Annotated in this window: 24 protein-coding genes and 1 pseudogene; 9 read left to right on the top strand and 16 right to left on the bottom strand. The window is 29.5% G+C overall.

The window, feature by feature from the left end:
* Positions 1-3: 3 nt before the first annotated feature.
* On the bottom strand, positions 4-1,038 hold the full coding sequence (gene rfbB, locus I0K12_RS08365; RefSeq protein ID WP_196887013.1) for a dTDP-glucose 4,6-dehydratase: 1,035 nt from the start codon (positions 1,036-1,038) through the stop codon (positions 4-6).
* Positions 1,039-2,106, bottom strand: a complete 1,068-nt coding sequence (locus I0K12_RS08370) for a hypothetical protein (RefSeq protein ID WP_196887015.1) — start codon at positions 2,104-2,106, stop codon at positions 1,039-1,041.
* Between the two features lie 165 nt (positions 2,107-2,271).
* Here I0K12_RS08370 and I0K12_RS08375 point away from each other — a divergent pair, with 165 nt between their 5' ends.
* From I0K12_RS08375 to I0K12_RS08385, 3 genes and pseudogenes are all read left to right on the top strand, one after another.
* Complete coding sequence (locus I0K12_RS08375) at positions 2,272-2,682, top strand: transposase family protein (protein WP_196887017.1); 411 nt, start codon at positions 2,272-2,274, stop codon at positions 2,680-2,682.
* Between the two features lie 15 nt (positions 2,683-2,697).
* Positions 2,698-2,982 (top strand): annotated as a pseudogene (locus I0K12_RS22220) (transposase family protein); the annotation flags it as partial.
* A gap of 4 nt (positions 2,983-2,986) precedes the next feature.
* Positions 2,987-3,154: a hypothetical protein gene (locus tag I0K12_RS08385; protein WP_196887018.1), complete on the top strand. Its 168-nt coding sequence runs from the start codon at positions 2,987-2,989 to the stop codon at positions 3,152-3,154.
* A 145-nt stretch (positions 3,155-3,299) separates the two neighbouring features.
* Here the strand turns inward: I0K12_RS08385 and I0K12_RS08390 are convergent, their stop codons facing one another.
* A complete protein-coding gene (locus I0K12_RS08390; protein ID WP_196887019.1) occupies positions 3,300-4,061 on the bottom strand; it encodes a type IV pili methyl-accepting chemotaxis transducer N-terminal domain-containing protein in 762 nt (253 codons plus the stop codon).
* A 389-nt stretch (positions 4,062-4,450) separates the two neighbouring features.
* Here I0K12_RS08390 and trxA point away from each other — a divergent pair, with 389 nt between their 5' ends.
* Positions 4,451-4,804 (top strand): thioredoxin, encoded by a 354-nt coding sequence (gene trxA, locus I0K12_RS08395; protein ID WP_196887020.1) that lies wholly within the window; start codon positions 4,451-4,453, stop codon positions 4,802-4,804.
* A 51-nt stretch (positions 4,805-4,855) separates the two neighbouring features.
* On the opposite strand, the gene I0K12_RS08400 is transcribed toward trxA, so the two are convergent.
* Both I0K12_RS08400 and I0K12_RS08405 read right to left on the bottom strand, forming a co-directional pair.
* A complete protein-coding gene (locus I0K12_RS08400) occupies positions 4,856-5,698 on the bottom strand; it encodes an alpha/beta hydrolase family protein (protein WP_196887022.1) in 843 nt (280 codons plus the stop codon).
* Between the two features lie 30 nt (positions 5,699-5,728).
* Positions 5,729-8,509: a PD-(D/E)XK nuclease family protein gene (locus I0K12_RS08405; protein WP_196887023.1), complete on the bottom strand. Its 2,781-nt coding sequence runs from the start codon at positions 8,507-8,509 to the stop codon at positions 5,729-5,731.
* A 297-nt stretch (positions 8,510-8,806) separates the two neighbouring features.
* Here I0K12_RS08405 and I0K12_RS08410 point away from each other — a divergent pair, with 297 nt between their 5' ends.
* Complete coding sequence (locus I0K12_RS08410; RefSeq protein ID WP_196887025.1) at positions 8,807-9,061, top strand: hypothetical protein; 255 nt, start codon at positions 8,807-8,809, stop codon at positions 9,059-9,061.
* A gap of 259 nt (positions 9,062-9,320) precedes the next feature.
* Here I0K12_RS08410 and I0K12_RS08415 read toward each other — a convergent pair whose 3' ends face one another.
* From I0K12_RS08415 to panC, 8 genes are all read right to left on the bottom strand, one after another.
* A complete protein-coding gene (locus I0K12_RS08415; RefSeq protein ID WP_196887026.1) occupies positions 9,321-9,797 on the bottom strand; it encodes a DUF4625 domain-containing protein in 477 nt (158 codons plus the stop codon).
* 133 nt (positions 9,798-9,930) lie between these two features.
* Positions 9,931-10,425 carry a DUF4625 domain-containing protein gene (locus I0K12_RS08420; protein WP_196887029.1) on the bottom strand — a complete coding sequence of 165 codons (495 nt, stop codon included), beginning with the start codon at positions 10,423-10,425 and terminating at the stop codon, positions 9,931-9,933.
* Between the two features lie 240 nt (positions 10,426-10,665).
* Entirely contained in the window at positions 10,666-11,043 is a 378-nt protein-coding gene (locus I0K12_RS08425) for a hypothetical protein (protein ID WP_196887032.1), read from the bottom strand.
* A 10-nt stretch (positions 11,044-11,053) separates the two neighbouring features.
* Positions 11,054-13,420 carry a TonB-dependent receptor gene (locus I0K12_RS08430; RefSeq protein WP_196887035.1) on the bottom strand — a complete coding sequence of 789 codons (2,367 nt, stop codon included), beginning with the start codon at positions 13,418-13,420 and terminating at the stop codon, positions 11,054-11,056.
* 217 nt (positions 13,421-13,637) lie between these two features.
* Entirely contained in the window at positions 13,638-14,006 is a 369-nt protein-coding gene (locus I0K12_RS08435) for a hypothetical protein (RefSeq protein ID WP_231372723.1), read from the bottom strand.
* Positions 14,007-14,601: 595 nt separating this feature from the next.
* A complete protein-coding gene (locus I0K12_RS08440) occupies positions 14,602-15,579 on the bottom strand; it encodes a lysylphosphatidylglycerol synthase transmembrane domain-containing protein (protein ID WP_196887040.1) in 978 nt (325 codons plus the stop codon).
* 1 nt (position 15,580) lies between these two features.
* Positions 15,581-15,931, bottom strand: coding sequence for an aspartate 1-decarboxylase (gene panD / locus I0K12_RS08445; protein ID WP_196887043.1), 351 nt, complete (start codon positions 15,929-15,931; stop codon positions 15,581-15,583).
* A gap of 34 nt (positions 15,932-15,965) precedes the next feature.
* On the bottom strand, positions 15,966-16,808 hold the full coding sequence (gene panC, locus I0K12_RS08450; protein ID WP_196887045.1) for a pantoate--beta-alanine ligase: 843 nt from the start codon (positions 16,806-16,808) through the stop codon (positions 15,966-15,968).
* A 110-nt stretch (positions 16,809-16,918) separates the two neighbouring features.
* On the opposite strand from panC, the gene I0K12_RS08455 reads away from it, so the two are divergent.
* From I0K12_RS08455 to glmS, 3 genes are all read left to right on the top strand, one after another.
* Positions 16,919-17,731 carry a glycogen/starch synthase gene (locus I0K12_RS08455; RefSeq protein ID WP_196887048.1) on the top strand — a complete coding sequence of 271 codons (813 nt, stop codon included), beginning with the start codon at positions 16,919-16,921 and terminating at the stop codon, positions 17,729-17,731.
* A gap of 154 nt (positions 17,732-17,885) precedes the next feature.
* Positions 17,886-19,355, top strand: a complete 1,470-nt coding sequence (locus tag I0K12_RS08460) for a DUF4270 domain-containing protein (RefSeq protein ID WP_196887050.1) — start codon at positions 17,886-17,888, stop codon at positions 19,353-19,355.
* Positions 19,356-19,361: 6 nt separating this feature from the next.
* Positions 19,362-21,218 (top strand): glutamine--fructose-6-phosphate transaminase (isomerizing), encoded by a 1,857-nt coding sequence (gene glmS / locus I0K12_RS08465; protein ID WP_196887053.1) that lies wholly within the window; start codon positions 19,362-19,364, stop codon positions 21,216-21,218.
* Positions 21,219-21,286: 68 nt separating this feature from the next.
* On the opposite strand, the gene I0K12_RS08470 is transcribed toward glmS, so the two are convergent.
* Genes I0K12_RS08470 through I0K12_RS08480 form a run of 3 tightly spaced genes read right to left on the bottom strand, consistent with a single transcriptional unit; the run spans position 21,287 to position 23,038 of the window.
* Positions 21,287-21,979 (bottom strand): hypothetical protein, encoded by a 693-nt coding sequence (locus I0K12_RS08470; protein ID WP_196887055.1) that lies wholly within the window; start codon positions 21,977-21,979, stop codon positions 21,287-21,289.
* Between the two features lie 5 nt (positions 21,980-21,984).
* Positions 21,985-22,704: a hypothetical protein gene (locus I0K12_RS08475; protein ID WP_196887058.1), complete on the bottom strand. Its 720-nt coding sequence runs from the start codon at positions 22,702-22,704 to the stop codon at positions 21,985-21,987.
* Position 22,705: 1 nt separating this feature from the next.
* The gene (locus I0K12_RS08480) at positions 22,706-23,038 is read right to left on the bottom strand and encodes a PadR family transcriptional regulator (protein ID WP_196887060.1); all 333 of its coding nucleotides are present in this window, start codon (positions 23,036-23,038) and stop codon (positions 22,706-22,708) included.
* 130 nt (positions 23,039-23,168) lie between these two features.
* Between I0K12_RS08480 and trpS the strand changes: the two genes are divergently transcribed.
* Complete coding sequence (gene trpS, locus I0K12_RS08485) at positions 23,169-24,137, top strand: tryptophan--tRNA ligase (RefSeq protein ID WP_196887064.1); 969 nt, start codon at positions 23,169-23,171, stop codon at positions 24,135-24,137.
* The last annotated feature ends 51 nt before the right edge of the window (positions 24,138-24,188 follow it).

Raw genomic sequence — 24,188 nt, forward strand, 5'->3', positions numbered from 1 at the left:
ATTCTATTGTAGTATTCCTGATTCTTTATATTTTTCGATGTACCATTCGATAGTTTTCACTATTCCTGTTTCGAAATTTTCATCTGCTTTCCAACCTAGTTCATTTTCTATTTTAGAAGCATCAATTGCATATCTAAAATCATGTCCAGGTCTATCTGTAACAAATGTGATTAAACTTTTATAAGAAGAACTATCCTCTTTTGGATAATTTTCATTTAAGTATTCACAAATAGCGTGAACAATATAAAGATTTGTTTTTTCGTTTCTTCCTCCGATATTATAAGTTTCTCCAGGTTTTCCTGTTTCATAAGCCAAAGCAATACCTTTACAATGGTCTAAAACATAAAGCCAATCACGAATATTTAAACCATCACCATAAATTGGAATATTTTCTCCCTGAAGTGCTTTTCTTAATATCGTTGGAATTAATTTTTCATCGTGTTGTTTTGGTCCATAATTATTAGAACAATTTGTAGTAACGACATTCATTCCATAAGTATGAAAATAACTTCTTACTACAAAATCACTCGATGCTTTTGACGCAGAATAAGGACTATTTGGTGCATATGGAGTTGTTTCTTCAAAAAGACCAGTTTCTCCTAATGTTCCATAAACTTCATCTGTAGAGACATGATGAAATCTTGTATTCTCATATCCTTCTTTATATGAATTTGGGGCATCCATCCAATAATTTCTAGCTACATCAATCAACGTAAATGTTCCAATTACATTCGTTTGCATAAATGCTTCTGGACCCGTAATAGAATTATCTACATGAGATTCTGCTGCGAAATGAATTACTCCTCGGATATCGTATTCCACAAATAATTCTTCTACAAGTTTTCTATCACAGATATCTCCTTCTACAAAAATATGTCGATCAGAATTCACATCTTTTAAATTTTCTAAACTACCAGCATAAGTTAGTTTATCCAAATTTATGATAGTTACATTTTCTTCCTTTTCTATATAATATTTTACAAAATTTGCACCAATAAATCCTGCTCCTCCCGTAACTAAGATATGTTTTTGATTCATTTATTTTTTATAGTTTTTTAAATATGTATTAAACTTTAAAAGTAATATAACTGCTAATGCCAAAACAAAACTAAGAATTCCAAATAGTTTAATCGGATCTGATGTAACAGACTTTGTATAAACTCCTTTAAAGTTTAAATCTGAAATAACTCTTATAATTTCTTGATATTTTAATTTTTGCTCTGAAACAGTATTTAATTTTTTAATTAAATCTTCTGCTGTACTATATAAGTTTTGATCTTCCGTAGTATTTCTTTGATCAACCTCATTTTCTTTTCGATCATTACTGTTTACAATATCAATATCAGAACCTAAAGTTGTAATATGTTCTGCTGATTTCAATGCAACTAATCTATTAGTTAGTCTTAAAGAATCAATATCCGCTAAACCTTTTTTAATTGTTTCTTCCTCTAGATCTAAGTTTTTAATTTTAAAATTTCTAGCAAGCTTAAACTTAGAATTTTCTGAAAAATAAGAAATTAATTGTTCTTGAAAATTCTTTGAAATAGGTTCATGTACAACTATATCTATATTATACCTTTTTGAAGAATATTTTGAAAAAGATTGTGACTGAAAATCCTTAAATGTAACTAATTTTGATACTATAGTATCATTATTCTTTATAAACTCTTCATATTCCAATACTTTATCTTTTAAATAATGAATTGGGATTAGTTCTATATTTTTAATTTTCTTTAAATCTTCAGCACTTAATTCTAAAATTTTATTTAATTCTTCATAGTTTTTAAAAGCTAATTGAATATTTATATTATTGATTTTATCCGCAATATAAACCTCACTATCATAGTTAGGCTTAATTTCCATCTCATAAAAGTATAGCTCTCCTTCATATTTTTTCACAAAATATCCAACGCCAATACCTATTAATATTGACCCTATAAAATACAAAGCATATTTTTTAAGAAATATAATAGTTAAAATAAAAACATGAAAAATCTTAGAAAAAAATCTTCCTATACCTTTAATAAAATTAGAAATTCCTTTACCTATAACTCCTAATAATTTTGATAATTCTACCTCTTCTTCAGGATTATGATTTGTACTCATTTAATGTGAACTTTAGTTTTTGTTTTTTTCCTTTCTCGACAAATATACAATATAATTTAAATGTTAAATTAAACATTACCACGATTAAAATAGTATAAGTTTAAAAAAGACTTCAAAAGGTTATAGTTTTGTTTCTACCAAAAAATAATCCTAACCCCCGAAGTCTTGAGCAAATTTAATTCATTATTAAGTCTAAATACAAAAGAAATAGAAATATTATTACCTGTATTTGAAAAATATGTAACGAAAAAAATAACACATTATACCTTGAAAGGGAAATTACGTAAAACTCCTTGTTATAAAGAACGAAAAAACATGAGTTTAAAAGGAAGCTATTTAAAGTTGAAATTCTATTTAATGTATCTTAAACATAATCCGCTACAAGTACTTCTAGAAGGTTTCTTTGAGTTATCCCAATCTAAAATTAGTGAGTGGTTTCACTTTCTAACAGATCCTTTTCTAGATTCTTTGAAAGAATTAATAGCACTTCCTCAGTTTGGAGAAATATATAACCATCTAGAGGATTCGGAGGATCACCTATTGGCTTATGTTGTTGAAAATCAAGCTCCAAGATAAACAAATTTAGCTAATCAAAAAGAAGAATATAGTGGCAAAAAGAAAATTCATACGATAAAACATTTGGCAATTGGAAACAAAAAAGGATATATTCATTTTTTAAGTTCAGCCTATTTTGGGACAGTTCATGATAAAAAAATTTGGGATGACCTTTCTATCAATATAGACAAAACACATATACTTGTCGATTTAGGTTTCCAAGGAGTTCAAAAGGATTTTGAAAATATTATTATCCCTTATAAAAACACAAAATTAAAGCCTTTGACACCATTTCAAAAAGTATATAAATACCCTTATTGAAAGTATGAGAGTAAGAATTGAGTATGCTTTTGCTGGTGTAAAAAGATTAAAAATAATCAAAGAGAAAATTCGAATAAAATACTTTAAAAAAAGAGAGAAAATTATGAAAATTGCTATCGGATTACATAATTTCAGAGTTACACTCAGAAGTCCATTACAAAATCAATCGTAATAATGTTTATTAAAAAATAAATACGACTTTTAACATTAATTCCACTTAAAAAACTCATTTTTAATTGATTTATTTTATACCAAAAAAAAAATCATCTAAGAATAACTCTTAGATGATTTATAGTTAATTTTGGTTAGTTTCTTTTTTATTCAACTAATGCGGCATACAACCCTGTGATATTATCCATATTCTTCAACATTGCATTTGTAGTAACTACTACTACTGATGGCATTAATCTATCTGATCTTGGATCAAATGTTTTCTTAGAGAAAGCCCATTGAGAATTGATTTTCTTTAAGTTTGTATCAATTTCTTCTGTATTTAGCTCTGATTCATTTAAGATAATTAAAGCTTGCTCGTACTCCTTAGTAGTATTTACAAGGTTTACATATAAATCATTATTTGGTACTTTCCAGTAATGTGCGATATAATACATCGCAATCTTTTGAGATAACATTCTCTGACGTCCTGCTTTATCAACCAATTTTGCTGATTTTAATCTTAAATGATTCTCTATTTCTTCAACAACATCTTGACTCGCTGTTAATAATTTGTCCGCTTCTTCTAATAACAAAGAAGCATCTTTATGATTTGGTGTAGATACAATATGTAATCTAAATGGTTCCCATAATTTTCTTACTTCATCAAGCGATTTTGATACTTTTCCACTTGAAGCATATTCACTCAATAACAAATACCCTTCTTCAAAAGCTGCTACTGATTCATCCAACTCTTTTCTTGCTTGATCAGTTTTAATATCAGCACCTATCATCATATAACATTTCAACATTCTTTGAGAAATCATTCTTTGTTTCCCTGCAATGTTTATAGCCTCACCATTTGATATTTGCGAATACCCAATTTGTGTTAGAAATGATATAACGAAGATTAATATAATTTTTTTCATTTTATTAGTGGTTTAACTTTGAGCAAAGTTATTTATTATGCATCCATAATTTTATGATTTATGTCATACTAATATTATTTTATTATTAGTATATATATAGTATCAAAATATGTGTTAATATTTAAATATATTTTAAATCATTTTACATATCATACAATAAAATTAATTCAATTGTATGATATAATTAATTACACAATACTATTAAACGTTACATAAAAAAACCTTTTTAGAATTAAAAACTATTAATAAGATTTACATATTAAACTTTTATTTATATTTAGACTCTTTTTCACAGATTCATATTCAGTTTAAATCAATTATTCTATTCCATTTTAGATTAAAAAATAATACTTACATTCACAAAAAAATAAATTCTAAAATTCTAGACAATGACAATAGAACTTGATAAAGAACTTTTTTTAGAAAAGGTCTTTAATTATGAAGAAAGCCAAGATTGGAAATATCAAGGTGATTTACCTTGCATCATCGATTTTTATGCTGATTGGTGCAATCCTTGTAAGATGTTGGCACCAATTTTGGAAGAACTAAGTGAGGAGTATAAAGATGAAATTATCATATATAAAGTAAACACAGAAGTAGAAAGAGAACTTGCAGCTGCTTTTGCTGTAAGAAGTATTCCTACTCTTGTTTTTTGTCCTAAAGAAGGGCAAGTACAAATGGCTCAAGGAGCTTTACCGAAACTACAACTTCAGAAAATTATTTCTGAAGTTTTTGAGGTATAAATAAATTTCCCCAAGAATCCAAGAGGTTATTTTTATTAAATAACCTCTTTTTTATTGTATCACAAAACCAATTGTCTTATCCACCACTTCTTGTAATTCATCCGACATAATTGGCGCTTTCCAAGGATGTTTGGTTTGGTAAGTATGGTTTGCATTTTCTAAAATATATAACTCACTATTCGAATTCCAGCGATTCATTTTAAAAGCTTCTTTGATCAAAACAGCTTCATCATTTGCTCCATGAATAATCAGATGTGGAACTTTCAATTTCTTCACGGCTCGCTGAATATTAAATCGTGTTTTATTTTCTTCAAAATTTTCAAAATAACTATAATAATGTGGCATTTGTTGATTTGTTCTAGCATTTGCTACATAAGTTACTCCTGTTTCTTCCCAAGCTAAAAGCTCTTCTCCTGCCGGAAATCTTTTTGAAAAATCACAAACTCCTGACCAAGTCGCAACTTTTGCTACTCGTTTATCTTCACTTGCTTTTAAACTTACAATTCCACCACCACGCGAATGACCAACAATAGTTATATACCTAAGGTTTACATCATCTTTATAATCTTCACATTCGAAAATCCAATCAATCATGGTTTCCAAATCATCCAATTCTTTTTCAATATTATTTTCTCCAAATGCTTCCAAATCTGGAAAATCTAACGGATGATCAATAGTTCCTCCATTATGAGAAAAATTAAATTTGATAAAAAAAACATTTGCAGCAGCAAAAGCTTCTGCAACCAAATTCCAAGCACCCCAATCTTTAAAACCTTTATATCCATGGCAAAAAATAACCACGGGTTTTGGTTCATTATTAGGGTTGTAAAATACGTCTGCTAAAATTGGTCTTTGGTGTTTTCCTGGGATTACGATGTTTTTCTCTATCCTCATAAATACCTAATTTTTAGGAGAAATTAAGCTTTAGACTTCTTTTCTTTCAAATAATTTATCCAAATCGAAAATATCTAAAATTATATTTCTCAATTGTTCTTCTAATTGTTCAAATCTCTCTTCGGTAATTTTACTATCTACAACATTTCTTTTCGTACTGAAATTAAGTTGTATCAGCTTTTCCTTTAAGTTTTTAAAAGAAAAAATACCACATATTACATCTTCATGGTTTTCGTTCTGATGTTTCTTATAGATATAAGCATACATCATCACTTGCAAAGCTTTCAGATATTTATCCTCAGAAATCATATTCTGAAAATCTGTAACTTTTAACTCCGAAGAAGTAACTCTTCCTGTCTTATAGTCAATAATTCGTTCTTCGCCATCTACTTCATCAATTCTATCCACTATACCCTTTAAATAAATTGGAAAATCAATCGAATCAACATTAAATTTTATCCTAAATTCTTTCTCTAACTTTAGGATTTTTATTTCTCTTCCTTTTTCTATTTCTGACTTCTCAAACTTCAAAAAACGTTCTACATAATTCTTAGAAACTTCATAGATCAATCTATTCTTTCCAGATGTGATATTTCCATTTTTATAATGCTTTTTAAAGTAATTTTCTACTAATATAGGAAATTTTGACATCATTTTTGCATTATCCTCTAAAGAAATGCATTTATTAACACCTTCATAATCAATATATAACGAATACAAAACATCATGAATGATAGTCCCCATCGTATTTGCTTCAATTGTTTCCTCAACTTCTTCAAGTTCACGAATTCCTAAAATTCTTTTCTCATAAAAATCAATCGGATCTTTGATATACATCGCTAAAGCAGAAGGAGAAATCCCTTTTTTAACAAATTCCTTCAACTTTTCTATCACTTCTTCCGTCTTCGGAACTGTAAGCGGTTCTTTGTTAATTGCTTTTACTGTCGGATTTAAAATTTTATATTCAATTCCTTTTTTATAAAGTTCCAATTGTGTCAAAAATCTACTCTTCTCTCCCGCTCCATAAAAATCTGGCTCAGTATTATAAATCATGTAAATTTTAGAAGCTCGCTGAATCAATCTATAAAAGTGATAAGAGAAAATCGCATCTTTTTCATAATATGTTGGTAAGTCATAAAAATTCTTCACATCATGCGGAATAAAAGAGTTTTCCGACTTTCCTGTTGGTAAAATTCCTTCATTCACCGAAGTCATAATCACCGTATCAAAATCTAAAACACGAGTTTCTAAAACTCCCATCAACTGCAAACCTTGTAGTGGTTCTCCCTGAAAAGATAATTTTTCATTTGCTGTCAGTTGATAATAAAATGACTGTAAAGTCTTGATATTTGTAATATGATTAAATTGTTTGTTTAAATTTTCTAACTGCTGAAAAACTTTAAAAAATCTATAAACATATTCTCTTTCCAATCCTTCTGTAAGATTTTTCAAGATTTTGATTATAGATAAACATCTTTCTATAATTTCTTTTGTAGAATAAACAGTATCGAAAAGCTCACTTACAAGTTTAAATTTTTCAATTTCTTCTTCGGTAAAATCAAACTCTTCTACATTTCTATTTTCAATTTCAAACATTAAATCTTTTTTCGATATAAAAATGTAATTCTTAAATCGAATTTGATTTATCAAAAAGATGGCAATATTATGATTTTCAGTAACTGTAATTTTCTTCAAATACGGATGGCTTAAAAAAGCAATTACATCTTTAAAATAAAACGAACCTTCTGCTTTTTTATGAAACTTTTCTTGATTCAAATGCAGTTTAAAAATCAAATCAAACAAACTCGTCACCGGAATATCTTTCAACGGATATCCCATCGTAATATTGATTTTCTCTACACTTTTTGGCAAAGAATTCAAAGCCAAAGAAAGCATCGCTTCTTCTGCCAAAACCAAAGCCGTATTTTCATAAGTTGGCAAATTCTCCAAAATCTCTCCAACATACTTCATCTGACTCACATTTTTCGGAGCTGCTATATAATGGATTTCTTTCTTTTTCTCTAAGTTTTTGTTAATCCAATTAAACGGATGATTATCAAAATAATTCCACTTTTTATGCTTTCTCAAAAACATTCCAGCTTCACTATTCGAATTAAAATACATCGCATCTACATCCCAAAAAACTCGATTTAACGGATTTTGCAAAATGGTTTTAAACATTGTTTCTTCCGCATTATTCAAAGCATTAAAACCAACTAAAACAATTTTATCCAATCCAGATTTTTGTAGATAATTTTCAATTTTCGCAGCAGATTCTCGATAAATCAAACCTTGATAAGCCGATTTCATCTCCAAAAGTCGGTTTTTCAAAGCTTCATAATAAACACCCAAATCATGAATAAAACTCAAATGTTTACTAATCAATTCCGTGATTTCCCCCTTTTCAACATCCCAATTATTAATACGATTGATATCCTGCAAATTCTCAAAAAACTTTTTCGTCGGAATCAAATAACGATCAATTTCATTATAATCATGAATTGCCATCGTTGCCCACTTCGAAAATTCATCAAAATTTTCAATTTTCTCCAAGTCCGTATGCTGTTTATACACCGCATAAAACTCAAAAAGCAACTGAATATTATCCATCTGTTTCAACTCCGCTACCTCCTGAATAAAATGCTCAATACTTGTCATTTTAGGCAAAAAAGTAACCTCCGAAACTTGCTTATGTATTTCATCTTTTAAGAACACACAAGCCCTCTGGCTTGGCAAAATAAAGGTATAATCAGAGATAGGAAACTCTTCCTTTAATATACTCGATACAACTTCTGAAAGAAATGTCTGCATTCGTTTTTTTGTTAAAAATAAAAATAATTAGAAGCTAAGAAAATCGAAACTATAAAAAAATCTTATTTTCTGGATTTTTATGCAAAAGGGATTGTAGTGGAAAGCTTTTGTTTTTGCAAAAATTAGTTATTCTTAGAAAACGGAGGCGACCAAAGAAGCCCACGTATTTCTTAGAATAACTTTTTTGGAAAGACAAAACTTGGAAAGGAAAGCCCTACCCTTTTTGATTTTTTAAATTGAAAAAAGGGTTTTGTCCAAAATAAATATTAAATTTAGTTATTATTTAAAAAAACACCTATGAAATTAATTACTTACTACATCGCCATCACATTTCCATTTGTTTTACTAGTACTGATGATGCAAAACGGCATGAAGACATTTGCCTCTTCTGGTCTACTTTTCTATGCTTTAATCTACCGACCAATCATCGACGGACAAAGACTGATGAATATCAATAAACTTGAAAAAAGTCAATTTATTCGTGTTTTCAATCCAATTTTCATGATGTTTAAAAGACGTGAAAACTACAGAGCAATCTATTTTGGAAAATAAATATTGATCGTTTGGGGCTTCCCATTTTTTCTTCGTTTCCAAAAAACTCAGAAAAAGGTCGGGCTATTCGCTATATCTTTTTTGCCAAAGCAACCTTATGAAGAAAAGCAAAAAAGGATGCCGCTACTATCCCTAAGCCAGTTTCAGCAACAAAACAAAAAACCTCTAAAACAATACATTTTAAAGGTTTTATTTTTTTGAATTAATAATCTTCTATATTTATAATAAAATTACTTCTGAAAACTTTTAGACAATTTGTCTAATCTGCAATCTTAAAATCAATTGCATGTCTAGTCTGCCATCCTGTTTTGTCCGTCAGACGAACTTCAAAATGATAATCTCCTACATCAATAGCATCAGGAATTACAATTTCCAATGTTGGTTGATATTCCTTTAAGTCACCTTCGATAGTAAAATTCTGTATATAGATGAAAGGATTTACAGGTGCCTTAATTGGAGATAAATCACATTGAACATCATAATTATCATGCGTATGATGATCAAAATTATTATGAATATCAATAGCATAAGATCCTAAAACATCATTATCTGAAAACTTCGCATGAAAATTGAAAGTTGTTCCTCTCTGTACAACCACACAAGGTTTCGGAAATGAAGATTCAAAATCAAAATCAATTGTCGGATTCGTTTGATCTATATCATCTTCATCATCAGAACAGGCTGCTAAAAAGATCATTAACACAAAAAATATTGGTGTAAATTTTAATTTTTTCATCTCTATAATATTTTAAATAATTAAAAAATTGGATTTTGAAAAAACACCATAGAGCTTACTTTCATCATTATCTCATTAAATTCTAAAAAAAGAATACAAAAGAAGCTCTACAGTATTTTAAAAGAAATTTTTATTATGCTTCTTCGTGTTCATCTTCATGCTCCACAATTTTCAATTCGGCATCTACTTCTTCTGTGTTTCCTGCTAAATCTTTTACTTCTAAATGGAAATGATAATCACCAGGAACTGCATCTTCTGGAATTAAAATATGTTCATGAAATTCTGTATTGATAGCATTTAAATACTTCCCAGTAAATACTTGCTCTAACTCCCAAGAACCTCCATTTTCACTATGTAATTCTACTGTGATTGTTGCAACTTTTTCTGAAGCATAAACTTGAGCAGCAATATGCAAATCTCCTCCTGGTTCTATTTCTGCAGCTTCCTCATGCTCATGTCCTTCTTCTTCGTGGTCATGCCCATCTTCTTCATGATCATGGTGTCCTGAACCAAGCTCTAAATCTGTAATTTCAATTCGTGCAGCTGCTGTAGCATCATCATCATCACTACATGATACAAAAGAAAATAAAGTAAATACGATCGCTGTTATATAAGTTAATTTTTTCATTTTTAAATATGTTTTAATTTTTTAAATCTTATTAATTGTAAGAGCTTTTTTAAAATTGTATCAGAATTGTTTTATAGCTTATTAAAATACTATTTTGAAGACTTTTTTAGAGTTCATAGCATCGCTATGGATGAGAAAAAAGACAAAAAAGAGCTTTTAAGAAGCATCGAAAACTTTTTGATATAAATTTAAATATGCTCTAATTCCGTTTTATTAGAATTTTCTAGGTTTATTTATTGTTTAATCTTCGATGTTTTTTCTATTCTTAAATAAAAACTTAGCAAAAGGCGGAGCTCTGGAATTAAAAATTAAGGATTCTTTTAAAAAATATTTTGCTTCTTTTTCTACGATAGAAACACCACTAAAATTTATTTCTAATTCTTCTTTATTTTGGCTATTTAACAAACTGAAATATTTCAATCCATAATAACAAAACTGACATTTTTCTGTAAGATTATTTTCTTCCCAATAATCTACTTTTTGCTCATGATTTTGAAAATCATTTCCACCTTTTGAAACATGAAACAACGAAGCATGACTTATTCTTAGCAATAAGCCAAACAGCAACACAATCCCATAGATTGTTTTCTTATTTGTATGTTTCAAAAATATCTTCAACTTGCAATTTTTAAAAAGGAATTCTTACTTCTAATGAAAAATTTCGACCTGGTTCTGGCACTTCAATTATTCTATAAAAACTAGTATGATTAAAATATTTTGTATCTAAAATATTATTGACTCTAAAGTATACATCAGCCCATTTTTTATCTTTTTTATACAAAGAAGTAGACATCGTAAAATTCCCAACAGTATAGCCATCTGTAGGACTTTCTGGCGGAACAATTTCATTTTGTTTCGCTGTAAATCTCCAGTCTAATTCAAACTTTGTATTTTTAAAATATTTGTAATTTTTCAGTGTATAATTCGCTCCAATAATTCCAGAAAGTGGCGGAGAAAATGGTAAGGTAAATCCTTTTTTAGCTCCACTTAATTGTCTTGCATAGATGTATTCTACAGAAGTATTTAGAAAAAGTTTTTCTGTCAAAAGAAACGAAGAAGTAATTTCTCCACCAAAACGAAAAACTTCTGCTTCTTGAAACTTATAAATCTGTAAAGCTTCATAATAATCTGAAGTTGGATTTAAATAAATATAATTTGGAAAATAATTTACAAAAGGACTTACAGCTACATTAAATTTTGGTTTTGTATAAGAATATTCCAAATCAACCTGATAGGATTCTTCCGCTTTCAAATCTGCATTTCCTAGCTCATATCTATACATGTGATAATTCACACCATCTGAAGTCAATTCGTTTGCTAGCGGCATACGAAAACTCTTTCCAAGATTGAATTTGAACATTTGATTCTTCAAATCATAAACTCCTCCGAAAGACGCACTAAAATCTCCAAATTTGAAATCTTTTGCAGTAGCTCTGATTAAATATTCTTCTTTAATCGTTCCATTTTCATTCACTGGAGATAAAAACCAATCTTGATATTGTTCTGTTTTCAGAGTTCCATAATCATAACGAATTCCTGTGTGTAAGTAGAATTTTGGAGAAATTTCAATTTTATCATACACAAAAGCTCCAGCAGAAAATCGATGATACGCTGGAATAATATATCCCCAACCTCCAATAGAATTATCTTGAAATTCAGAATTCACTCCAAATTTCAACTTGTGCTTACTATTTGTATATAAATCTGCAAAAACATTCAGAGAATAAGTGTTTTTATTAAATTCTCGCTCCAAACTACTTGTAGGTTTTGGCATATAACCATGTTCGGATGGCTCCGAAAGTTCTTGTCTTGCATTATTTTGAAATCCTGCATTAATCCTCAAAGTATAATTTTCCTTATGAATTTCTGTTTCATTCGTAATCTTGAAATGATTCAATTTATGTTTTGGCAAATCAATATCTCGACTGCTTTTATCATAATCTATCTGTGATTTTATAACTTCTAAACCATGTGCATTTGCAAAAAAACCATTCTCTTCATTTACATTACTTATGATTGTACGATTCAAAAAATCATCTTTTGTATAACCAATCGTTCCTGAAATATTTAAAACTCTCCCAGCCGTATTTCTCAATTGATGATTATGTAAATCAAATACATAACCGTTATACAGAATTTTATCTGTCGGAACTTTAAAATCTCCGTAACTATTCGCAGTAATTGTATTCTTGAAAAACCAATGCTCTTTTCTTCCACTCAAAAATGTAGAAAGCCCAACTAAATCATTGTTTGTTCTTCCGATCAAACTTACATTTCCACCAAAAGAATTCTTTTTTGGAATCGATACTTCTTTAATGTTTATCACACCTCCAATAGCATCAGAACCAACTAATAATGACAAAGGCCCTTTATAAATTTCGATATGTTCTACGGCATTCTGATCAATTTCCAAACCATGATCTGCTCCCCACTGCTGCGCCTCATGTTTGATTCCGTTTTGTACAACAACAACTCGATTAAATCCAAAACCCCTAATTGTTGGTTTCGCTTGCCCAGAACCAATACTAATTGTACTAACTCCAGCAACATGTTCTAGAGATTTAGCCAAGCTAGTTTCCTTTCTTTGTTGTAAATTTTCTTTATTAATTACCGTCGTAGACAAAGCTGATTTTTTCTGAAAAACTTTTCTTTTATTTCCATTAATTTCTACTTTTTCAAGCTCCTCAATATGATGTTCAAGCTTAAAAACTTCAGAAATATGCTCCTGATTGATGGTAATTTGTTTGGTAAGTGGCTCGCATTCGTAATGAAAAACAGTAACCGTATAAGTTCCAGAACAAAGATTTTTAAATATAAATTCTCCTTGCGGATTTGTAGAAACTGTTTTATTAATTTCTTTAATGTGGACAGAAGCTCCTAACAAAATAGAAGAATCATGTAAGTCCATTACCTTCCCTGAAAAGGTATGTTTACAGTCTTGACTAAAACTCAACATACTGCTGAAGATTAGCAAAACGAATAGATAAGTTCGCATGTACTTGTCTTTAATAATAAATAATTGGGTGAAAAGTTTGATTACATTCTGCTTGATTCGCAGTTGGAATAAATCTATTTAAAACAAAGACTTACGCAACTTAAAACACAGAATATCAAAAAGATAAAAAAACCATAATTATTCTTTAATCCGACAAAACAACATCCAAAAAGACATTATTCTCCCATCAGAAATAAAGCAATAAAATGATTAAAAATTAAGATAATACGGGAGGGGCTCTCAGTTGGCCCGAATCTATTTTATAAGAAAAGTATACAAAATCAAATAGAATTTGAGTTTTTGTATCTAAATTTTTAGGAGGAATTTCTTCCAGCGAAGAAACACTAGAGTTTTCTATATACTCTGATTGAGAAAGGTTAAAATGACACACGAAACAAGATTCGATATCCAAATCACTTGAAAGTTTATTAAACTCGTTTCCTTCAAAATTGTCACTTATCGAACTTTCTTCAACATTAGATGCATGGTGATGATGAAATGAAGATAATAAAATAGGAAATGCCACCAACACTGTCAAGAACAATGCGATGAATGTATTTGCTATATTTTTATTTCTTAAACTCATAATTTTACCAACACCTAATTGAAAATTCAACTAACCGTTTCAAGTCGGCTAATTTAGATAAATTTTAAACAAAAACACAAAGCTTTTTCATTTTTAAATTTACAGTGTACAAAATACCACAAGAAGATTTTAAATATTAAACCTGTTTAAAATTTATTTTCAAAATTGGTTTTTAATCAGTTTTACGAAATTTAAATGACCTATTTTTAAAATTGAAAAAATCAAGAATTTTGAAAATAATAGACGAAAAACTGTTTGAGCATCAGCGAGTTTTTTGAGTCTTTTTCAAATTTCGTAGATTTTTTATTTTAAAAATAAAAGTCTTGATTTTTTTGGTTCGTTTTTTTATCAAGAAAAAAATGAACATAGATTTTTTAAAAAGAAAAATATTATTTGGGGGCTTCCCATTTTTCTTCGTTTCCAAAAAACGTAGAAAAAGGTTGGGCTATTCACTATATCTTTTTTGCCAAAGTAACCTTATGAAGAAAAGCAAAAAAGGATACCGCTACTATCCCTAAGCCAGTTTCAGCAACAAAACAAAAAACCTCTAAAGCAGAACACTCTAGAGGTTTTAAATTTTATATTAAAAATTGTTTTAAGACAATTTCGAATTTCTATTATAAATCGGTAAAAAGATAAAAGCCAAAGCTCCTAAAACTAATACCATCGCTGTTTGCGCTGTCCACATAATCCAACCAAAAGCAACACCAGAAGCTTCTGCAATTCCGTAAATAGCAAATGCTTTACTCACTCCATAAGGATACGTTCCGATTCCTCCGTTTGTAAGTGCAATACTGATTGCTCCGGCAACAAATCCTACAATAATCGTCGCTAAAGAAAGGTTTGAAGTTTCAGGCAAAGCAAAAGTTACAACATAAAACATCGCAACATACATCACCCAAATAAATACTGTATGAAAGATAAAAGCCCATTTTTTCTTCATAGAAAAAATACTTTTTACACCTTCCACTAATCCAGCTACAAATCCTCTAATTTTTACAATTATTTTGTTTGTAGACTTCTGTAAAAATTTAAACCCTAAATAAGCTACAGCCAACACTCCTACTACAATCCCTCCTAGTTTTAAAGGATTCTCAGGAAGCGATTTAGAAATGATTCCGTAGAAATAATCAAACTGTAATAAAAAAGCCGTTAAGATGATTAATAAAAGCATTAATACATCCGCAACTCTTTCTGCTACAATAGTTCCAAATCCTTTCTCAAAAGGAACATCTTCGTATTTTGTAAGTGTTGTTGCTCTACCAATTTCTCCAGAACGAGGAATTGCTAAATTCAATAGATAAGTTACGGCAACTGCCATAAAATTATTCAAAAATCGTGGCTTATATCCAAGTGGATCTAATAAAAACTGCCAACGGTAAGCTCTAGAAAGATGGCTCAATGCTCCAAAAACTATCGATAGTAAAACCCACCAATAATTTGCATTTCTAAAGCTATCTTTTACTTTTTCTAACTCCGCATCATCAAGCCCAGAAAATACATACCAGACCAAAAAAACTCCCAATAAAATTGGGAGTGATAATGTGATTATTTTTTTAAGCTTTTTATTCAAACTATGTTAATGTGTTATCGTTTTCGTTTGGAAACACTAAAGTAGGCTTGAAATTTTTAGCCTCTTCAAAATCCATAATTCCATAAGAAATAATGATAATAATGTCTCCTTTTGCAACTCTTCTTGCAGCTGGACCATTTAATGTGATCTCACCACTCTTACGTGGTCCTGGGATAGCGTAAGTTTCCAGACGTTCTCCGTTATTAATATTAACGATCTGAACTTTCTCTCCTTCAATAATGTTTGAAGCATCCATTAAGTCCTGATCAATAGTAATACTACCGATGTACTGTAAATCGGCACCTGTTACTTTTACTCTGTGTATCTTTGATTTTACTACTTCTATTTGCATGGCGCAAAAATAATTATTTTGTTTAAAATAGCTTCTATATCAAGCTAATATTATCTATTAATCTAATTTCTCCTGCAAAAACAGCGATAAATGCTCTTGGCTTAACGCTATCGCTACCTGTTTTTATTTCTTTCAAGCTTTCTTCTTCTGCTATAATGAAATATTCAAGCTCTAGTTCTGATTGTGTTTTGAATTGATTTTCAACCCATTCACAAATATCATTCCTTTTTTCTTCACTAAAAAGTTTTTTAGCTTTTTGAAGTGTTTCGTAAATAAAAGGTGATGCTTTTCTTTGCGCTTCTGTCAGTCGCATATTTCTAGAACTCATTGCTAATCCATCTTTTTCTCTAAAGATAGAACAGCCTATAACGTTAACTTCTAAAGAAGTTTTCGCTACCATTTTCTTTATAATCTGAAGTTGCTGGAAATCTTTTTCTCCAAAGTAGGCATTTGTAGGATTTACGATTTCGAAAAGTCTTCTAACAATAGTTCCGACACCATCAAAATGTCCAGGTCTAAACTTCCCTTCCATCTCATTTTCTAAACCGTCAAATTCAAATGTTTCTGAGTTAATATTTTGTTCATACATTTCTTCCACAGAAGGAACAAATACACAATCACAATTCGCTTCTTCTAACATTTTCAAATCATTATCCAGTGTTTTTGGATAATTTACTAAATCACTAGAATTGTTAAATTGAGTTGGATTTACAAAAATACTTACTACAACAATTTCATTTTCCTTTTTCGCCTTTTCTACAAGAGAAATATGCCCTTTATGTAAGGCTCCCATTGTAGGTACAAACCCTATATTTTCCTGAGGAATAGAAGGTTTTAAATATTCAATTAATTCACTTTTTGTTTTGAACACTAACATGATATCTGTGTTGTTTACCGTTAAGCGGATGCAAACTTAATCTATTTAAAATCAATTTCTACATAAAATTTTGTAATTTTGCAGAATCTTTAATTATTTTAGTTCAATTTATGAAAGATAAAAGAGTTTTATTTGTTTCTTCGGAAGTTACACCTTATTTACCAGAAAACGAAATGTCATCAACCTCATTTGAAGCAGCAAGAGCTGTTCATCATAAAGGAGGTCAAACTAGAATCTTCATGCCACGCTTTGGAGTAGTAAACGAGCGTAGACATCAATTACACGAAGTAATTCGTCTATCAGGTATGAACTTAGTTATTAATGACATGGATATGCCATTAATTATCAAAGTTGCCTCAATTCCTAAAGAGAGAATGCAGGTATATTTCATCGATAATGATGAGTATTTCAAGAGAAAAGCTACCTTCACAGATGAGGATGGAAACTTATTTCCAGACAATGATGAGAGAGCAATCTTTTTTGCTAAAGGAGTTGTAGAAACTGTAAAGAAATTAAACTGGGCACCAGATATTATCCACGTGCACGGATGGATGTCGGCTATGCTACCTGTTTATTTAAAGGAATATTATTCAAATGATCCTTTATTTGAAAATAGCAAAATCGTAGTTTCTTTATATGATAATGGTTTTGAAGGAACATTAGATAGTGAATTCATCAATAAAGTTAAATTTGATCAAATTTCAGATGAAAACGCTGCTATTTTAGAAACACCTTCGTATGATAACGTTATGAAAAATGCTATCAATAATTCGGATGCTGTTTTAATAGCAAATGAAAATGTATCTGCTGATTTAAAAGAGTTTGCAAAAAATTCTGAGAAACCTGTATTAGAATATAATTCAGAATTGGATTTTTCAGAAGCATATTTATCATTTTATAACGAAAAAGTTTTAGATAACTAGAAGTTCGTTATTGATAATTTTTGATTTGCATTTGTTAATATTCTTTTAAATTAGGCACAACGTACTAGAATACTTAAAAATAAGTTTATATACTTGTGACTATAAATCAAAATTTATAATAACGATTCATTATTAAATTAAAATTTTAAAATTAATGACTATCAAAGTTGCAAAATATATAAGCTTATTATTGTTATCAAGTTTTGTTATCTCATGTGATAAAGAATTAGAGAACTCTGGAGTAGATTTAATTGACAATGATAAATTTTCAACTAGAACATATACTTCTCAAGTTAAGACAACTACTGAAAATGTGGAATCTGTCAGAACAGATAATGCTCCAAATTATCTGTTAGGAATTTACGATGATCCAGATTTCGGTGTAACAACAGGATCGATTGTTTCTCAATTAAGAGTTCCATTTGCTGGACTTTCATTTGATGAAACTGCTAGAATTGATGCTGTTATTCTTGAAATTCCATATTATTACACCAATGATGGAGTTTACGATGATAACAAACCTAAATTTAAATTAGATTCTGTTTACGGGAATGCTCAAACTCCATATAGATTAAAAGTAAATAGAGTAGCAACTTATTTGAATAATCTAGATCCTGAAGATCCTTCAAAACAATTGAAATATTATTCAGATAAGGATTATGAATTATCGGATCTTCTAGCAGAACAAGTATTCGTACCAAATCCAAATGATACGATGATTGTAATTTCAAGAAGAGCTGAAGATGGAACAATTTACGAAGAAGATGAACGTAAAAGTTCACCTGTAAGACCTTCAATTAAAATTTCATTAGATCCAGATTTCTTTACAAATAACTTTTTAGGGGACGAAAATAAATCAAAATTCACTACGAATGATGATTTTATAGACTTCTTTAGAGGAATTTATATCCAAGCTGAACCTATTGATGGATTTACAGATGCATCTTTAATTCAGACAAATCTAGATAATGCAAAATTGACAGTTTATTTTTCTGAAACTATTGATGGAGAAAATACACCTTCTCTTTTTAACTTTGGTTTTAATAATGTAACTGCAAATAATTTTGAAAACTCAACGATAACTTACAATCCACAGAACAATTACGTTCAGGGAGCTGGAGGTTCTATCACAACAATTTCTTTATTCGGGCAAGATTCAGAAGATGAAATTCCTGCTGAATTAGAGGAATTGAGAACTAAAAATTGGATTATCAATGAAGCTCGTTTGGTTTTCAATGTAAATGATGATCTATCTTCTGATTTTACTCCAGATAGATTATTAATCTATAACTACGATAAAAACCGACAATTACCAGATGTTTTTGGAATTGATGGTTTTTCAGGAATTGGTGGTAGTGTAGAAAAAGATGATGATGGTAAAGCTATTAAATATACATTTAGAATAACAGATTATATTACGAATTTATTAGACGAATCGAATGACGAGGAATTGAATAAGTTAGCTATAAAAGTCTACAATACATCTGATGCACCACAAAGCAACCAAGATTTTCTTATTAAAGATTATGGTTGGAATCCTAAAAGAGTAGTTCTTTATGGAAGTGAATCTCCAATTGAAGATAAAAAAGTGAAACTAGAAATAATATATTCGGAAATAAACTAAAAAAGTATGTGTGGAATAGCAGGATATATAGGACATAGACAAGCTTACCCTATTGTAGTTAACGGTCTGAAAAGACTTGAATATAGAGGATACGATAGTGCTGGTATTGTTTTATATAATGATCAAAAATTAAACGTAAGCAAGACAAAAGGAAAAGTATCAGATTTAGAAGAAATATCAAATAAAGATAATAACCATATCGGAAATATTGGATTTGGTCACACAAGATGGGCAACACACGGTGTTCCTAACGATGTGAATTCTCATCCACATTTATCTCAATCTGGAGAATTAGCAATTGTACATAACGGAATTATTGAAAATTATGATACAATTAAAAAAGAGCTAATTACTAGAGGGTATACTTTTAAAAGTGATACAGATACTGAGGTACTTATCAATTTAATTGAAGAAGTAAAGAAAGAAAACAATTGTAAATTAGGAAAAGCAGTTCAATTAGCATTAACTCAAGTAATCGGGGCATATGCTATTGCTGTATTTGATGTAAACAAACCTGACGAGGTAATTGTAGCTCGTTTAGGAAGTCCAATTGCAATTGGTATAGGAAAAGATAATAAAGAATTTTTTGTAGCTTCTGATGCATCTCCATTTATTGAATATACAAAAGAAGCAATCTATTTAGAAGATCAAGAATTAGCCATTATTAAGCTTGATCGTGATATTAGAGTAAGAAAAGTAAAAGATGATTCTATCGTTTCTTCTCCAGAGGTTTTAGAGCTTGAAATGAGCTTAGAACAAATTGAAAAAGGAGGATATGATCATTTTATGCTAAAAGAAATTTATGAACAACCAGATGCTATTGTTGACACTTACAGAGGTCGTCTTTTAGCAAATGAAGGAATCATAAAAATGGCAGGAGTAGATGATAACATGGAGCGTTTCTTAAATGCAAACAGAATTATCATCGTTGCTTGTGGAACTTCATGGCATGCTGGATTAGTTGCAGAATATATGTTTGAAGATTTTGCAAGAATTCCAGTAGAAGTAGAGTATGCTTCAGAGTTTAGATATAGAAACCCGGTTATCAACGAAAAAGATATCGTAATCGCTATTTCTCAATCTGGAGAAACAGCAGATACTTTAGCGGCTATCAAACTAGCTAAATCTAAAGGAGCGTTTGTTTTTGGAGTTTGTAATGTAGTTGGTTCTTCTATCGCTAGAGAAACAGATGCTGGTGCTTATACACATGCTGGTCCAGAAATTGGAGTAGCTTCTACAAAAGCATTTACAACTCAGATTACTGTTCTTTCACTTATCGCACTTAAATTAGGAAAAGCTAATGGAGCATTATCAAATGCTAGTTACCATTCTTATTTACAAGAAATGGAGCTAATTCCTAATAAAGTTCAAGAGTTATTGGTAATCAACGATCAGATTGAAAACATAGCAAGAGAATATAAAGATGCTCCTAACTGTTTATATTTAGGAAGAGGATTTAATTTCCCTGTTGCTTTAGAAGGTGCTTTAAAACTGAAAGAAATTTCTTACATCCACGCAGAAGGATATCCTGCGGCGGAAATGAAGCACGGACCAATTGCTTTAATTGATGAGCAAATGCCAGTTGTAGTTATCGCTACAAAGAAAGGACACTACGAAAAAGTAGTAAGTAATATTCAAGAAATTAAATCTAGAAAAGGTAAAATTATCGCTATTGTAACACAAGGAGATGATACTGTAAAACACATCGCAGATCACGTGATTGAAGTACCAGATTCTGAAGAAGCATTTAGTCCATTACTTACAACAATCCCAATGCAATTACTTTCATACCACATTGCATTAATGAGAGGATGTAACGTAGATCAACCAAGAAACTTGGCAAAATCTGTAACTGTAGAATAAAACTTATTCAAAATATATTAAAAAAGCCTCCAAAGGATTTCTTTGGAGGCTTTTTTTATGAAACTTAATTAAACAAGTTTAAGGTATTTTTCTTTTAATAATTTGTCTGAATGATTTGGAATAATTCGAACAATTATGTCTAAAAGTATAATTGAAATTGTATATGCAATAGATATAAAAATAATTTTATAACCATTTATCGAATTAAAAAAACTTGAAAGTAAAAAGAACTGATACATAAAATTCAAAGTTAAAAAACCTGTAGAATTTGCACCATAGAGTACTTTTTGCAACAACCATTTTTTATTATCCTTTTGAAGGAATTTATGAACAATTATTTTTCTCAAAAAAAGTATCGTGTAAATTCCTAAAAAGAATCCGTTAACAACCATGAAATTAATAGATTCATTGAAAAGAGAAACTAAACTAAAGATAACTCCAAATAGAAATAATGAAAACATAATTCTTGGAAAAGAAAAATACTTTAAAAACCAAGAAAACAACATTTTTCCATATTCTTTTTGAAGCTTATTATGATTTTCTTCAATCAATTTTTGAAAACCAGATAAACCAAACTTCTTAAAAGCAAAACGAAAAGCTTCATTAAAACTAATATTTGGATTCAATTCCATTTGTGATTCGATATCATTTGCCATATGATCTACAATCTCGATTTGTACATCATAGTATGGTACTTTTCCTTGTTTTTCTACAAAGTCATAAATCGTATCAATTTGCTCTTTAGTTAATTCTTTTTTCATAGTTTTTAATGGATTAGTTTATAATATGGATATTTTTTCTCTAATAAATCATTCTCAATATCTGGTATATCTTTCGTAAAAATTATTTCTAATAAAACCCAAACAGCTGCGATAATTGTTGCAATAACTACTAAATAAATATTTGTACTATTAAAAGCTAAATCTGTTGTTTTAGTTAAATTATCAGGATTAAAATATATTGGTAATATAGCACCTGTTCCCAAAGCTCCATTTCCTAAATATTTAAATTTTATCAATATCACTTCAAATAAAAGCTTCTTTTTACCTTTATTTTTCTTTCTATGTTGAAAAGATTTTACAAGATTAAAAATCAATTTTGAAAAATATAATATCCCAAAACCAATAAAAGCATATTGAAAAGGTAAAATTTTAAAAAATGAAAACATCAACGCAAAAATGAATAGAGTTCTAAAAATTCTTGGAAATTTAAATTGATTCCAAAACATTTTAAAAACCAAATTTCTATATTCATCATGCATAGACTTTTCTTTTTCTTCTTGAATTTCAGTAAAACCAAATATTCCAAACTTTTTAAAAGCTTTATCTCTAGCTTCCGAAAAAGTAAGTTTTGGATTTTCTTCCAGAATATCCTCTATATCATTTGCCATATGATCTACCAATTCCAATTGTAAATCATAATATTCTACATAATGTTTTTCTGTAAACTCAAATAAGCTATCTATCTCTTTTTCATTTAATTTCATCTTAAGCCAATTTTGTATTTAATAATATTTCCATGTTTTGGATAAAAGAAGCCAAATCACTTAGCCGATTCGCCGTTTCTTTCGTTCCTTTTTCTGTTAGTTTATAATATTTTCTAGGTCTATTTCCAACCATTTCTATTTCTGAAGTCAGTAAATCTTCTGCTTCCAATTTGTGTAGAGCAGGATAGAGGGCACCTTCTGTAATTTTTAAATCTCCTTTAGTGATTTCTTTTACTTTTTGCGTAATCTCATATCCATACATTCTAGTTTCGCTCTCTAAAAGCTTTAAAATGATTGTTTGAAGAGATCCTTTATACAATTTTTGATTTGACATTGTTTCATAATTTTGATTCAAATATACATAATTTTCTTATACATAAAAAACTTAGGTATATGAATTTGAATTTTGACTTGAATAATTGAAAAGGAAATGTGTATTTTTGTTTTTATTAAAAAAATAAGAAATGTCAAGAATATTAACAGGAGTTCAGAGTACAGGAACACCACATTTTGGTAACCTTTTAGGGGCTATTATACCGGCAATTGAAATGTCTAATGCCCCTAAAAATGAATCTTTTTTGTTTATTGCAGATATGCACTCTTTAACACAAATCAAAGATGGAGAAACTTTACGTCAAAACACTTATAGCACAGCTGCTGCTTGGCTTGCTTGTGGTTTAGACACCGAAAAAACTGTTTTCTACCGTCAGAGTGATATTCCAGAAACAACTGAACTTACTTGGTATTTAAGCTGTTTCTTTCCATACCAAAGACTGACTTTAGCGCATTCTTTCAAAGATAAAGCAGATAGATTAGAAGATGTAAATGCAGGACTTTTCACATATCCAATGTTAATGGCAGCAGATATTCTTTTATACGATGCTGAGATTGTTCCTGTAGGAAAAGATCAATTACAACATTTAGAAATGACTCGTGATGTTGCTTCTCGTTTTAACCACAAAATGGGAGAAACGTTCGTACTTCCTGATGCTAAAATTCAAGAAAGTACAATGTATGTTCCTGGAACAAACGGAGGAAAAATGAGTAAATCTAAAGGAAACATCATCGATATTTTCTTGCCAGAAAAAAAACTGCGTAAGCAAATCATGAAAATCGAAACAGATAGTACGCCTTTAGAAGAACCTAAAGACACAGAAAACTGTAATCTTTTTGCACTTTATAAATTAATTGCTTCTGAAGAGCAAATTGCTGAAATGAAAGCAAACTATGAAGGTGGAAACTACGGATTTGGTCATGCTAAACAAGCTTTCTATGAATTAATCTTAGAAAAGTTTGCAGAGCCACGTGAGAAATATAATTATTACATGAATAATCTAGAAGAGATTGATAAAGTCTTAATGTCTGGAGCTGCTAAAGCAAAAGTAATTGCAGCAGATGTTCTGAAAAGAACTAGAGAAAAAGTAGGATATTAGAAAAATAAAAAAGAGGATTTTCAGTGTGAAAATCCTCTTTTATTTTATGCT

This window comes from Aureivirga sp. CE67, assembly GCF_015767245.1.
Classification (GTDB): Bacteria; Bacteroidota; Bacteroidia; order Flavobacteriales; family Flavobacteriaceae; genus Aureivirga.